The following is a 13,503-nucleotide window of genomic DNA, read 5'->3' as shown; positions in this document are numbered from 1 at the left end:
TCGGAGGCGCTGACCGATCGCCTACCGCTCGCTGACGATCTCCGTGAGCTCGGTCAGCCCGGCCTGGATGCGGGCGCGGACCTCTCCCGCGCTGTACCAGTCGCCGGGGCACTCGGCCAGGGCCTGCTCCATGAGGGCGCGGGCCTCGTCGCGGTCGCCGCGGAGCATCGCCAGCTCGCCCAGCCCCACGTCCGCCCTGGCCATCGTGTCGCCGGAGCCGATCCGGCGGGCCATCTCGGCGGCCCGCAGATAGTCGGCCCGCGCCCCGTCGAGGTCGCCCAGGCGGGCCACGGAGTCCGCGCGCAGGCACAGGCACTCGGCCATGTCCGCCTTCGCGCCCAGCTCCCCGGACGTCCGCAGGCCCTGGTCGGCCAGGTCGCGCGAGGCCGCGTAGTCACCCTGCTCATAGGCCAGCTCGCCGAGCCCGCTGAGCGCCAGCGTGGCGCCCCAGCGCTCGCCGAGCGCCCGGAACGCGGTCAGCGCCCGCTCGAACTCGGCCCCGGCCTCGTCACCACGGCCGATGATCTGCAGCATGAACGCGAAGCCGCAGTGCATCAAGGCCCGCGACCAGGGCGACAGGCTGCCGGAATAGTGGGCCACCAGCTTCTGGACGCCCGCGTAGTCGTCGGGCGGGCCGGTGAACATCGGCAGCATCATCGTCAGGGACTCCAGCCGCGTCGGCAGGTAGGCGACCGGCATCAGGCGGCGGAGCTTGCCCAGCCGGGCACGCAGCTCGTCACCCGGCTGCCTGCCCCAGGCCGCGACCAGCACGCACATGGCGTACTCCTCTTCGAGGCCCTCGGGCGGGGTGCTGCCCATATCGGCGATCAGCCCGTCAGCCAGGCTCGCGCTGGTGCCCCGGTGGCCGCGCATCCACCAGTAGTAGGCGGAGTAGGCGAGGATCCGCAGGCCCAGCTCCTGCCGGCCGGTCTCGGCCGCCCAGCGTACGGCGGCGGCCACGTTGTCGCTCTCCTCGTCCAGGCGCGCCAGCCACTCCAGCTGCTCGGCCTTGCGCATGTGGCCGTCCGCCTCGACGGCCAGCGCCAGGTAGCAGTCGGCGTGCGCCTCGCGTACCACCTCGGTCTCGCCCGACTCCGCGAGCTTCTCGGCGCAGAACGCCCGGATCGTCTCCATCATCCAGTAGCGGCCGTCCACGGCCTCGACCAGCGACTTCTCCGCCAGTGAGAACAGCACCTCCTCCGGCAGCCCGCACACCCGCTCCGCCGACTCGGGCGTGGCACCGCCCACGAAGACCGTGAGCCGCCTGGCCATCCGCTGCTCCCGCTCGTCGAGCAGGTCCCAGCTCCACGCCACGACCGCGCGGAGCGTCTGGTGCCTGGGCAGGGCCGTACGGCTGCCGCGGGCCAGCAACCGGAAGCGGTCGTCGAGCCGCGCCGCCACGTCGCCGACCGACATCGTGCGCAGCCGCGCGGCCGCCAGTTCGATCGCGAGCGGCAGCCCGTCGAGCGCCCGGCAGATGCCGGCCACCTGGGCCAGGTTCGTCTCGTCGACCGGCTGCCGGACCGCGGCCGCCCGGTCGGCGAACAGCCGGACGGCGGGGTAGCCGAGGGGGTTCGCGGCGTCGGGCGGCGGCAGCCGCAGCGGCGCCACGGGCAGCAGGGACTCGCCGGTGATGCCCAGGGCCTCGCGGCTGGTCGCCAGCACACGTAGCGCGGGGCAGGAGGCCAGCAGCAGGTCGGCCAGCTCGGCCGCCGCCGCGACGAGGTGCTCGCAGTTGTCGAGCACCAGCAGCAGCGCGCGGTCGGCGAGCGCGGCGAGCAGGCGGGCCGTGGGATCGACGGCGGGCCGGTCGTGGCCGGACAGCCGGGTGTCGCGGATGTCGAGCGCCGCCAGCACCGCCTTCGGCACGTCGGCGGGGTCGGTGACGGGCGCGAGTTGCACGACGCAGACGTCTCCGGTGGCCCGCTCGGCGGCCTCCATCGCGAGCCGGGTCTTGCCCGCCCCGCCGGGCCCGATGAGCGTGACGAGCCGGGCCGCCTCCAGCTGGGCGCCCACCTGGCGGAGCTCCTCGGCTCTTCCGACGAAGCTGGTGAGCTGGGCGCGCAGGCCCTGCCTGCTCACGGCCGCCGCGGTGGCCGCCAGCGAAGGGTCGGCCCGGAGCACGGCTAAGTGCGCCGCGGCCAGCTCCGCTCCCGGCTCGACGCCCAGTTCCTCGTCGAGGATCCGCCGGGCATCGGCGTAGGCGGTCAACGCCTCGGCCTGCCTGCCGCTGCCGTACAGGGCCCGCATGAGCTGGGCCCGCATCCGCTCGCGCAGCGGGTGGGCGGCCGTCAGCCGCCGCAGCTCGGCGACCAGCTCGCGGTGGGCGCCCAGCTCCAGGTCGGCCTGGACGCGGTCCTCGACGGCGGCCAGGCGCAACTCCTCCAGCCCGGCGGCGGCCGCCTCCGCGTGCGGGGCGTCCGAGAGCGGCGCGCCCCGCCACAGGGCCAGCGCCTCGCGCAGCAGTGACGCCGCGCGGCGGGGGTCGCCCGCGCCGAGGGCGAGCCTGCCGTCGCCGGCCAGCCGCTCGAACCGGTGCGCGTCGACGTCCTGCGGGTCGGCCGCCAGCCGGTAGCCCGCCGGGTGGAACTCCACCCGGTCCTTGCCCAGCGCCCGGCGCAGCCTCGACACCTGCGCCTGCAGCGCGTTGGCCACGCCCTCGGGCGGCTGCGGGCCGTACAGGGCGGCGGCCAGCCGCTCGGCGCCGACGACCCGGCCCGCGTCGAGCGCCAGCAGCGTGAGCAGCCCCCGCACCCGGGGGCCGCCGAGCGCGACCGGCTCGCCGTCCTCACCCAGCGCCCTGGCCGGGCCGAGGATTTCGAAGCGCATGCCTCGATTATCGCGGCCCCGCGAAGATCGCGGCGATCTCCGCGTACGTCCCCTATCGCGATTCCGGCAGCATCGCGACGATCTCCGCGTACGTCGGCGCCGGTGGTGCCGTCTTCCCCTGTACGGCCAGCAGGTTAGACAACGCCCCATGCAGCGAGGCCCGGTACAGCAGCGACCCAGTACTCACCCTGGCGACGCCCACCGAGGCGAGCTGGGCCAGCGTCGGCCCGTCAGGCAAGAAGAGCACGTTGACCGGCAGCGGCGTGCTCGCCACCACCTCGGCGATCTCTCCCAGCTCGCGCAGGCCGGGGACGAAGACGCCGTCGGCGTGCCCGTAGGCGCTCACCCGCTCCCGCGTGTCGCCCGTCTTCAGCCAGTGGGTGTCGGTCCGGGCGTTGACGAACACGCCGTGGCCCATGGCCGCCTCGATGATCCGCTGGTGCAGCTCGATCGGCCGCAGCGTGCCGTCGGGCCGGCCGTCCTCCAGGTTGACGCCCGCGACGCCCAGGGCGGCGAGCGCCGCGACCAGGTCGGATACCTGTGCCGGATCGTCGCTGAAGCCGCCCTCGATGTCGACGGTGATCAGGACGCCGAGGTCTTTGAGCAGCTCGGCCAGCTCGATCGTCTCCGCCTTGGTGGCGCCCGCGGCGTCCGGCTTGCCGTGTACGGCGGCCACGCCGAGGCTGGTGGTGCCGATCGCCGGGAAGCCCTGCGCGGCCAGCATGGTGGCGGACCCGTAGTCCCAGGCGTTGGGCAGCAGCAGCGGGTCGCCCGGTCGGTGCAGGTCGCGGAACGTGGTGCTCATTGCGTGTCCTTCGGTCGCAGGACCCCCTCCAGCACGCCGGCCGCCAGGGCGAGCGCGTGGGCGGAGGCGGGGCAGGGGCGCACGCCCGAGCCGAACGTCAGGTGGGGCGTCGGGCCGCGCGAGACGTCGAACCGCTCGGGTCGCTGGAAGACGGCCGGGTCGCGGTTGGCGGCCACCAGGTCGATCGTGACCTCCTCGCCCGTCTGCCGATCGAGCCTGCGGCTGGCCTTGAGCGGCGGATCGTGGCGGAGCGTCTCGTGCAGCAGGTCGTCGGTGTCGTCGCCGGGTTCGGCGTGGGTGAGCGCGTTCGCGATGAGGGCCGTCGTGGCGGCGTGGGCCTGCAGGAGGATGGTGATTCCGGGGATCGGGTCGCCCGTGCCGGACAGGAGCTCGACCAGCTCGGCCACCGCGGTGTCGGCCTCGGGCCCGGCCTCGCCCGACAGGTAGCCCGCGGCGGCGGCCGTCACCGCTCCCGTCAGCCGCTTCTCGTCGGTGATCCCGAGCGCGGCGCCGAGCACCGCCGTCGGGACACCCGGCCAGTCGCCGCCCCGCTCCAGCGTCTTCGCCGTGGCGGCCTGTCTCAGCTCGGCCGGGTCGAGCGCGGCGAGTCGTTCGGTGACCAGCCGGCGTCGCTCGGCGTGGACCTCGCCGGTGCTGAACCGGGACACCTGGGAGCGGAGCCAGGCCAGCGTCCCGTAGGGCGCGTCCTGGCGCACCGGAGGCGGTACGTAACGGGTGTCGGCCAGCACCGAGACGGCTTCGGCATGGCGGGTGATGAGCATGGGACCCACGCTAGGCCGGAATCCCTTCGACGCCGAGCGAAGTATCGACGCGTCAGACCCACCAGGCGTTCAGGCCACCAGGCATCAGGCCGCTAGGCGTTCGGGATGTTCGGGGTGTTCGGCCGAGCCGAGCTGTGCCGCCGGCCGGACCGTGGGGCGCCGATCCACGGCGGTCACGGCCATGCACACGACCAGCGCGATGTCGGCCAGCACCACGCCGCGCTCCAGCAGCCCGTAGTAGGAGCCGCCGCCGATCAGCGGCGAGGTGAAGGCGGCCGGGTGCGCGGCCAGGTAGGCGACCAGCGCCACCACCGAGGTCACGCTGAGAGCCCTGACCCGGTTCCACTTCGGCAGGGGCGCGCGGCCCCTGGCCAGGGTCCAGCCGGCCACGGGCAGGGTGGTGAAGATGACGGCCGAGGACCAGCGGTGGATCTCACCCGCCAGCGAGCCGACCGCCGCGTTGCCGGGGTCGGTGGGGAAGACCGCGCTCAGCATCAACCCGGCCGTGGCGGCCAGCAGCAGTACCCGGGCGGCCGCGCTGCGGGCGGGCTCGCGGGTCGCCAGCGCGTACGCGAGGGACAGGCAGGCCCCGGCCAGCGCGAGCATGCCGATCAGCACGGGCGCCATCCCGCCGGGGATCAGCGCGTAGTCGCTCAGCAGCGGCTGGCCGGGCAGCGCGAACTGCGCGTAGCCGAGAGCGGCGACGGCGGCCAGCGCGCCGGCCACGGCGCTCACCACGGGCACCGTCACCGAAACCGGCTCCACGCCGCGACCTAGGAGGTCCGTCCGGGTCATCGGGTCACCTCGTCATAGATCTTCTCGAAGCGGGCCAGGGAGTTCTGGTGGTCGTGCGTGAGGGCCAGGTCGCGGCTCGCCTTGCCGAGGCGGGCACGCAGGTCGTCGTCGGTGAGGATGGTGGTCATGTGGCGGGCCAGCGACATGACGTCCCGCGGCTCGAACAGGTAGCCGTTGTCCGCCACCAGGTGCGGCAGGGCCATGGCGTTCGCCGCGACCACGGGCAGCCCGCTGGCCATGGCCTCCAGGGTCGCGATGCTCTGCAGCTCGGCGACGCTCGGCATGGCGAACAGGTCGGCGGCGGCGAAGGCCTGCGGCATGTTCTCGTCGGGCACGTAGCCGAGGAAGAACACCCGCTCGCGGACCCCGATGCGCTCGGCCAGCCGCTCCAGCTCCGGCCGCTGGTTGCCCTGCCCGACGAGCGCGATCTGCGCGTCGGTCTCGTTGAGCACGTACGGCAGCGCGCGGACGAGCTCGTCGAGGCGCTTCTCCTCGTCCAGGCGGCCGACGAACAGGGCGGTGGGGCGGTCGGGCAGGTCGAACAGCTTGCGGGCCCACGCCTTGGGCTCGGCGTGCGGGTAGAAGCGGGCCAGGTCGATGCCGCAGGACACCGATTCCACCTCGCGGGCGAAGCCCTGGTCGGCCAGCAGCTTGGCGGCCAGCGGCGTGGGCGTGGTGATGTGGTCGGCGCGGTCGAAGATCCGGGCGAAGTCGCGCCAGGCCAGTTGGCCGGCCTTCCGCCGGAGCCGGTCGGGGATGTGGCCGAACTGGAAGAGGTTGTCCGGCATGAAGTGGTTGGTGGCCACGATGGGCACCTGGCGGCGGCGGGCGGCGGCGATGGCGGCCCGGCCGACGACGAAGTGGCCCTGGGAGTGCAGGACGTCGGGCTGGACGGCGTTCATCAGCCAGTCCAGCCGGGTGGGGACGGTGACCCGCATGGTGGGGTGGACCAGGAGGGGCGCGGAGCGCAGCCGGTGCACCACCACGCCGTCGACCACGTCGGCCGTGGCCGGGCCCTGGTCCGACTGGCAGACGACGTGCACCTCGTTGCCGCGCGCGGCCAGGCCGCTGGCCAGTCGGTAGGTGAAGACGGCGGTGCCGTTGACGTCGGGTGGGTAGGTGTCGGTGGAGATCAGGATGCGCCGCGGACGCGCGGGGACGGGCGCGAGCTCTGGACGCTGGGCGGTGGTGGTGCGCAGGGGCATGACCATGACAGGGGACTCCAGTCGAAAGGATGATCGCCGACCGGCTGGGGAAGGCCGGTGCGGGAGTAGGTGGTGGGGAGTAGGTGGCGGGGGTGGGTGGTTCGGGGGCAGGTCAGTGGCGCGCCTCCAGCGGAGTGGTGCGAGCCAGTGCGAAGGTCCCCGCCGCGGTCAGCGCCGCCGCCGCGATCGGGGCCAGTCCGGAGGGCAGCGGCTCGCCCAGCAGCAGCGCGCCGAAGGCGACCGCGGTGAGCGGGTCGGCGATCTGCAGCGAGGCGAAGGAGACGCCGAAGTGACCGACGGCGTAGGCCCGCTGGAGCATCATCAGCGCCAGCAGCGCGGGCACCGGCATCGCCAGCAGGTACCACCAGTTCCAGGAGCCGTCGACCAGCGCCCGCATGAGCGTGGCCGTGGCGCCGTACAGCACGCCCGAACTGGTGGCCAGCAGCGCCGCCCGGCCCGCCGGCGAGGCGATCTTCGAGCCCGCCCAGAGCAGCACCGACGCGATGCCGGCGACCGCCAGCAACGTCAGTACGCCGTTCGGGCTCAGGTACGTCGGGCCTTCGGCCGCAGGCACCAGCAGGACCAGGCCGATCAGCCCGGCCGCCACCACACCCGCGGCGCTCAGTTCCTTGCGGGAGGGCCTGCGGCCGTGCAGCGCGGCGGCGATCGGCAGCGCGAACAGCAGGCTCGCCACCCCCATCGGCTGCACGACGGTCAGCGGGCCCAGGCCGAGGGCGACGATGTGCAGGCCGCCGCCGGACAGGATCGACAGGCCGCCGAGCAGCCAGCGCGGCCTCCGCAACAGCATGAGCAGGGTGGGCTTGGTCGTACCGGCCGCTTCGAACTGCTGAAGCGCGGCGCCGAGCGCGAAGAACAGGGAACCGACCAGGGCGATAACGGCGGCCAGGACAGTCATGCCCACTCCTCTCAAACAGATGGTTACCGGGCGAGGTCAAACAGACGTGTCCACCGGAAGGCGCTCCGGGGAAGCCTGGGTGGCGCGTCGCTTCCGCGACCACCGGATGACCTCGACGAGCCCGGTGACGGACAGGGCGATGCCCAGGCCGAGCAGCAGTCCCTTGATCGGGTCGTTCTCGAAGGCCATCCCGCCGAAGAAGCCGATCAGGCCGGAGTACAGGCCCCACGAGGCGGCCGCGATCGCGTCGAAGAAGGTGAAGGAACGCAGCGGATGGCGTACGGCGCCCATGGTCAGCGTGGTCGCGGTGCGCCCGCCGGGGATGTAACGAGCGGCCACGAGGATCATCCCGCCGCGCTCGGCCAGTGCGTTCCCGGCCCACACGAACGCCTTGCGGTGCCGCAGCCGCCCGCCCGACTTCTTGCCGATCAGGTAGGAGACATGGTCGCCCGCGAAGGCGCCCAGCGCGGACACCACGATCACCAACGCCAGGTTCGTCTGCCCGGAGGCGGCGAAGACGGCCGCGGTGATCACCGCGGTCTCCGCCGGCACGACCGGGAAGAACCCGTCGAGCAGTGCCAGCGCGAACAGCGCCACGTACAGCCAAGGTGACGACATCACCTGCTGGACCAGTTCCAGAATGGCGTGCGACATTGCGTGTACTCCGATCGTTGAGGCGCCCTCACAGCGTGTCTGTGTGAGGTGCCGTGGGACATCGGGGATCACCCCGGTCGAACGCGTGCCCCACCCCGATAGGGGTCAGGGCGCGCACCTTTTGAAGCTAGAAACTCCGCAGGTCACGGCACATCAGTCGATCGGCACACATGACCCCCGACTTTCGTCAGGGGCGGTCATACGACCTCCGGGCGACGCTCTTCGATCAAAGCGGGTGGCCGCTACCAGCACAGGAGTGTGGGTGGGCGGCTTTTGGGTGGGGTTAACACCACCGGGGATGGTTGATCCAGCACCACCCTGACTTTCGTCAGGGTAGTTCCCCTACCTTCGTCCGGACGCCCGGTTCCCCCTCATGGGTGAGGCGGATCCCTCCGCTGCGGGAGGGATGGCCGGGGCGAGGAGGCGCACTGTTGGCACATGACTCCCCAGAAGGCCGGAATCGGCCGCATCACGGCGGCGGTCGTGGCGATGGCCGCCATGCTCCCGTACCTGAGTTTGAAGATCTTCTGGCTGACCGGCCATCCGGTGGGCGTCTCCGACCCGGCGTTCATGAACGATCCGGCGATGGTCGGGCTGAACGTGATGACGTTCGGCATGGACGCGGTCGCGCTGCTGCTGGCGCTGGCGTTCACCACGCGGCGGGGCATGCGGCTGCCCGCCTGGCTGGTGCTGCTGCCCCTCTGGGTCGGCACCGGCCTGCTGTCGGTGGTGATCGTCACGGTGCCGGTCAGCGTCCTGGTCTCCGGCCCGTCGATCTTCGTGACGGACGGGCCCATCGCGCCCTGGGTGTACATGATGGTCTACGGCGGGTTCATCGGGCAGGGCGTGGGGCTGATCGTGGCGTTCGTCCTGTACGCCAGGGATCGGTGGCCCGTCGTCTTCTCCACGGCTCTCGGGTACGGCTACGCGAGCCCGACCAGGCCGTTCCAGACTGTCGTCGCCAGAGGGGCGCTACCGGTGTCGGCGGTGCTCGGCGGGACCCGACTGTACTGGGCCGCCGGTAACCCCGCGCCGGAGCAGGTGCTGCAGGACGGCTTCAAGGGCCTGCTCGCGCTCGGGGCGGGGATCGCGCTGGTCCTCCTCGTCAGAGGCCGGGGCTCCGGGGCGTTCTGGCCGCCGCTGGTGGTGGGCTGGCTCGGCACGGGCGTCATGTTCGCCTGGGGGCTCTACGCGATGATCCTCACGGTCACCGCCGGGCCGCTCGGGGCGAAGATGATCGGCGCGGAGGGCCTGGTGGAGCTGTTCGGCACGCTGACCGGGCTGGTGATGGCGATGTGCGGGGCGTTCCTGCTGGCCGAACGGTCAGGCGTGGGCCACGTGCAACCGGCGCAGGAGGCGCTTGAAGGCGAAGATCGAGAAGGCGATCGCGAGACCGCTGATCACGGCCACCGCTGAGGTGCGGAGCAGCATGAACGTGCTGAGTGACTCGTGCAGCGCGAGCCAGATGCTCACCGTCGAGTTGGCCATCAGCACGAACGCCCACAGCAGCGTGATCCTGGCGAAGAACCTGCGGACCCGCTCGTGCTTGAGCACCGCCGACGGCAGGTGGATGTAGTCGAGCGTGAGCTTCTGTACGAGCGGCCTGTTGAGCCGCACCGAGGCCAGGAAGGCCATGCTGATGCAGAGCGTGCCCAGCTCCGGCTGGATGAAGTAGACCACCCAGCTGCCGGTCCAGAAGCCCACGGCGGCGCGCGCGGTGATCGCGATCGCGGCCAGGATCATCGTGGCGGGCACCCGGATGCCCCTGATCAGCCGCCAGGCGACGCCGAGGTAGACCCAGGACACGGCCGCGACCAGCGCCCCGTTGAGCCCCAGCACGGCCAGGGCGGCGTAGAACACGGCGAGCGGCGCGACCACGCCTTCGAGCAGCCGAGGCACCGCCTGTCGCACAAGAGCGGTCAGACGCGGCAGGGTTACGGGAGGGTGATTCACGACTGCTCCGCAAATTGGCCGACGATCAGCGAACTACCCGAGCTTCGGGAGACCAGGCTTCCCGGACGGACCGGTGGAGATTACGAATTGGTTACTCCGGGTCTGCCGGTGGCTTACCGTACCCGACGAATCGGTATGCCACTGCCTCTTTTGCCACGTTCCATGAGTTTGTGGCTGTCCGACTCGGTGCGGCGCGGGTGGCGCGCCGCCGCCGATCGTCACTCAACCAGAGCTCGCTTGCGCCCCGCCGTAGACGCGGTTTCAGCTCAGTGAAGTGGTCGCCAGCTTGGCCCCGAAACCGAGGAACAGGGCGCCGACACCCGAGGTCAAGCCCGCGCTAAGTTTTCTGCGGGCGCGGAACTGGGTGGCCAGGAAGGTGCCCCCGAGGATGAGCGCGGTGAGGTAGAGCAGGCTGAAGACCTGGATGATCGCGCCCAGGATGAGGAACGACAGCACGGGCGCGGTGTAGCCCGGGTCCACGAACTGGATGAAGAAGGAGACGAAGAAGAGGATCGCCTTGGGGTTGAGCAGGCTGATCGTCAACGCCTTGCGGAACGGGCGGAGGCGGCTGCCCGGGATTTCCGCGTCAACGGCCTTGGCCGGGGCGGCGTCGGCGGTCTCGGCGGTGCCGGGCCGGGAGCGCCAGGCGCGCCAGGCACTCCGCAGCATCTGAAAGCCGATCCACGCCAGGTAGCCGGCGCCCGCGTACTTGACGATGCTGAACAGCACCGGGCTGGAGCGCAGCAGGGACGCCGCGCCCGCGGCCGTGAAGGCCATGAGAACCGTGTCACCGACGAAGACGCCCGCCGCGGCCCGGTAGCCGTGCCGCACCCCGTGCTGGGCGGCCGCGCTCAGGACGTACAGGGAGTTGGGGCCCGGCAGCAGGATGATGAGGAAGGCACCGAGGACGTAAGTCGAGAGATCCGTGATACCGAAGAACATGCCGCTCGCTCCTGGAATGCGTAATGACAAGCCAGGGTATCGCGCGATTAATCCCTCGGCGCGTACCAAATTCCTCCATGGGCTTGCTGGTAGCCGAGCGCCCGATAAGTGGCGTCCGCCAGAGCCTGGCCGCGCGGGTTGACGCCGAGTCCGATGCCCTGCTTGTTCATCGTGTAGCCGAAGGCCAGCCGGGCCGCCGGGTCGCAGAAGCCGAGCGAGCCACCCATGCCCGCGTGCCCGAACGCGGTCGCCGACAGCAACACGCCCTCGCTGTCGGCGGGCGGCAGGTACCTGTTGTCGACCGCCTTCATGAAGCCGGTCGAGAACCGGGTCGGCACGGCCAGCACCGCGTCGGTCCCGGCCGAGGCGGTCAGCCCCATGACGGCCAGCTGCTGCTCGGTCACGAGTTCGCCGCCCCCGAGGGACAGCGGCCGGTACATGCCCGCCAGGCCCCTGGCATTCGTCACCGCGCCGACGGCGCCGTATTCGGCCGCGTGCGCCTCGCGGCTGTCCGACTCGCCGGGCGTGGTCATGTAGCCGCCCTCGTTGGCCAGCAGCAGCCCCGGAATCGAGGCGGGATCGGTGAACGCCTTGACGTAGAACTTGGGCGGGTCCGACGGCGGGTCGGCGGGGATCGTGGGCGCCACCCGGCCTTCCTGCTCCTCGGGCAGGCCCAGCCAGAAGTCCAGGCCGAGCGGCTCGGCCACCTCCTCGCGGAAGAACGTGCCGAGCGAGCGTCCGCTCACCCTGCGGACGACCTCGCCGACCAGGAACCCGAACGTCAGCGCGTGATAACCGTGACGGCTGCCCGGCTCCCAGAACGGCCGCTCGCCGGCCAGCCGATCGACCATCAGCTTCCAGTCGTAGAACGCCCCGGGCGCCAGCGGCTCGCGCAACACCGGAACCCCCGCCTGGTGCGAGAGCAGATGCCTGACCAGCGTCGCCTCTTTGCCGTGGGCGCCGTACTCGGGCCAGTAGCGGACGACGGGGGCATCGAGATCCAGCTCACCGCGCGCGGCCAGCATGTGCGCGCAGAGCGCCGTGGCGCCCTTCGTGCATGACCAGACATGGCCGATGGTGTCGTGCAGCCAGGGGACGCCGGGCGCGGCCTGGCCGCCCCAGAGATCGACGACCATCTCACCGTCGAGCACCACGCACACCGACGCGCCGACCTCGCCGCGAAGTGCGAGGTTGCGATCGAACTCCTCCGCGACCTGGGAGAACCTGGGGTCGCACGTCCCTTGTACGGTCATTGCCCGAATCCATCACGAAAGAGGGCCGGTGTAAACCGACTGCCCCGATGACTGCGGACCCCTTTACCTTGATTCCATGTAGGTTTAGTGTGAAAACATGCGGTCGATCAACGAAGACTGGGCGGCGACCATCGTCGGCCTGGCGCTGCTGTTGCTCGTCATCACCGGTGTGATCCCGGCCGGGTTGGTGCCCTGATGAGCGCCGAAGCAACCGAAGGCCGGACGGCCACCGGTCTGGACGTCGCCGGAGGAGTGCTGGTGGTGCTGGTGCTCGGCGCCGCCACCAGGTTCCTGGAACAGAGCGTGCCCGACGCCACCAAAGGAGGGCCGTTCGAGCAGCTGGGCGCGGCCGTCGAGTATCCCGTCTACGCCATCGCCCTCGGTCTGCTCGGCAATGCCGTTCTGAGCGCCACCGGGCTGCGGGAGCGGCTCGCCGGCGGCTTCAGGACCGAGTTCTTCATCAAGACGGGCCTGGTGCTGCTCGGCGCGTCGATCAATCTCAAGGTGATCGTCACCGCCGCGGGCCCGGCCATCGCCCAGGCGGTCGTACTGATCAGCTGCGTCTTCCTGTTCACCTGGTGGCTCGGCGGGCGGCTGGGGCTGGACGACAAGCTGCGGGCGCTCCTCGCCTCCGCCGTGTCGATCTGCGGCGTCAGCGCGGCCATCGCCGCGGCCGGAGCCGTACAGGCCAAGAAGGAGCAGCTGGCCTACAGCGCGAGCCTGGTGATCGCGTTCGCGCTGCCGTCCATCTTCGTGCTGCCCTGGCTGGCCGGGGTGCTGGGGTTGAGCCCTGAGGTGGCGGGCGCGTGGATCGGCGGCAACATCGACACCACAGCGGCGGTTACGGCGGCCGGGGCGATCGTCGGCGAGCAGGCGCTGCAGGTCGCCACCATCGTCAAGGTGACGCAGAACGCGCTCATGGGCGTCGTCGCCGTCGCGCTCACCGCCTACTTCGCCTTCAAGGTCGAGCGCCGCCCCGACGCGCCCCTGCCGCGCCTGGCGGACCTGTGGCACCGCTTTCCGAAGTTCGTGCTCGGCTTCGTCGCCGCCTCGGTGATCGCCACCTGGTATCTGGGCGCGGGCGGCGACAAGGCCGCCATCGCCGTGGTGAACGACCTGCGGGTGTGTTTCCTGATCCTGGCGTTCGTCAGTATCGGGCTGGAGTTCCGCGTCTCCTCGCTCAGGGAGGCCGGCTGGCGTCCGGTCGGCGTTTTCGCCGCCGCGACGGCGGTGAACCTGCTGCTGGCGCTGGGGCTGGCCGCGCTGTTGTTCGGCGGGTTCGCCGTTTGAGAGTGGGTACGGCTCGCGTGGCTAGGGGTGGTCGCGCGAGCCGTACCACTTGAGCGCCTATCCGGGGGAAAGCGGCAGG

Annotated in this window: 12 protein-coding genes; 2 read left to right on the top strand and 10 right to left on the bottom strand. The window is 71.6% G+C overall.

The window, feature by feature from the left end:
• Positions 1 to 21: 21 nt before the first annotated feature.
• From AB0L53_RS53515 to AB0L53_RS53485, 7 genes are all read right to left on the bottom strand, one after another.
• The gene (locus AB0L53_RS53515; RefSeq protein WP_364012945.1) at positions 22 to 2,829 is read right to left on the bottom strand and encodes a BTAD domain-containing putative transcriptional regulator; all 2,808 of its coding nucleotides are present in this window, start codon (positions 2,827 to 2,829) and stop codon (positions 22 to 24) included.
• Between the two features lie 52 nt (positions 2,830 to 2,881).
• Positions 2,882 to 3,634, bottom strand: coding sequence for an isocitrate lyase/phosphoenolpyruvate mutase family protein (locus AB0L53_RS53510; protein WP_364012943.1), 753 nt, complete (start codon positions 3,632 to 3,634; stop codon positions 2,882 to 2,884).
• The gene (locus tag AB0L53_RS53505; protein ID WP_364012940.1) at positions 3,631 to 4,416 is read right to left on the bottom strand and encodes a cytochrome P450; all 786 of its coding nucleotides are present in this window, start codon (positions 4,414 to 4,416) and stop codon (positions 3,631 to 3,633) included. The genes AB0L53_RS53510 and AB0L53_RS53505 overlap by 4 nt, the downstream gene beginning before the upstream one ends.
• 84 nt (positions 4,417 to 4,500) lie before the next feature.
• Positions 4,501 to 5,211, bottom strand: coding sequence for a DUF998 domain-containing protein (locus AB0L53_RS53500; protein WP_364012938.1), 711 nt, complete (start codon positions 5,209 to 5,211; stop codon positions 4,501 to 4,503).
• Positions 5,208 to 6,422, bottom strand: coding sequence for a glycosyltransferase (locus AB0L53_RS53495; protein ID WP_364012935.1), 1,215 nt, complete (start codon positions 6,420 to 6,422; stop codon positions 5,208 to 5,210). The genes AB0L53_RS53500 and AB0L53_RS53495 overlap by 4 nt, the downstream gene beginning before the upstream one ends.
• Before the next feature lie 106 nt (positions 6,423 to 6,528).
• Positions 6,529 to 7,332: a DMT family transporter gene (locus tag AB0L53_RS53490; protein WP_357943044.1), complete on the bottom strand. Its 804-nt coding sequence runs from the start codon at positions 7,330 to 7,332 to the stop codon at positions 6,529 to 6,531.
• A 36-nt stretch (positions 7,333 to 7,368) separates the two neighbouring features.
• Entirely contained in the window at positions 7,369 to 7,986 is a 618-nt protein-coding gene (locus AB0L53_RS53485; RefSeq protein ID WP_358553824.1) for a DedA family protein, read from the bottom strand.
• Between the two features lie 438 nt (positions 7,987 to 8,424).
• Here AB0L53_RS53485 and AB0L53_RS53480 point away from each other — a divergent pair, with 438 nt between their 5' ends.
• A complete protein-coding gene (locus AB0L53_RS53480) occupies positions 8,425 to 9,402 on the top strand; it encodes a hypothetical protein (protein ID WP_364012932.1) in 978 nt (325 codons plus the stop codon).
• Here AB0L53_RS53480 and AB0L53_RS53475 read toward each other — a convergent pair.
• The 3 genes from AB0L53_RS53475 to AB0L53_RS53465 form a co-directional block, all read right to left on the bottom strand.
• The gene (locus tag AB0L53_RS53475) at positions 9,310 to 9,939 is read right to left on the bottom strand and encodes a VC0807 family protein (RefSeq protein ID WP_358553828.1); all 630 of its coding nucleotides are present in this window, start codon (positions 9,937 to 9,939) and stop codon (positions 9,310 to 9,312) included. The genes AB0L53_RS53480 and AB0L53_RS53475 overlap by 93 nt on opposite strands.
• A gap of 261 nt (positions 9,940 to 10,200) precedes the next feature.
• On the bottom strand, positions 10,201 to 10,881 hold the full coding sequence (leuE, locus tag AB0L53_RS53470; protein WP_364012928.1) for a leucine efflux protein LeuE: 681 nt from the start codon (positions 10,879 to 10,881) through the stop codon (positions 10,201 to 10,203).
• A 47-nt stretch (positions 10,882 to 10,928) separates the two neighbouring features.
• On the bottom strand, positions 10,929 to 12,134 hold the full coding sequence (locus AB0L53_RS53465) for a serine hydrolase domain-containing protein (protein WP_364012926.1): 1,206 nt from the start codon (positions 12,132 to 12,134) through the stop codon (positions 10,929 to 10,931).
• Positions 12,135 to 12,329: 195 nt separating this feature from the next.
• Between AB0L53_RS53465 and AB0L53_RS53460 the strand changes: the two genes are divergently transcribed.
• Positions 12,330 to 13,424 carry a putative sulfate exporter family transporter gene (locus AB0L53_RS53460; RefSeq protein ID WP_364012923.1) on the top strand — a complete coding sequence of 365 codons (1,095 nt, stop codon included), beginning with the start codon at positions 12,330 to 12,332 and terminating at the stop codon, positions 13,422 to 13,424.
• The last annotated feature ends 79 nt before the right edge of the window (positions 13,425 to 13,503 follow it).

Origin of the sequence: Nonomuraea sp. NPDC052129, from assembly GCF_040680095.1 — a bacterium.
GTDB lineage: Bacteria > Actinomycetota > Actinomycetes > Streptosporangiales > Streptosporangiaceae > Nonomuraea.
This window is presented reverse-complemented; position numbering and strand designations above follow the sequence as displayed.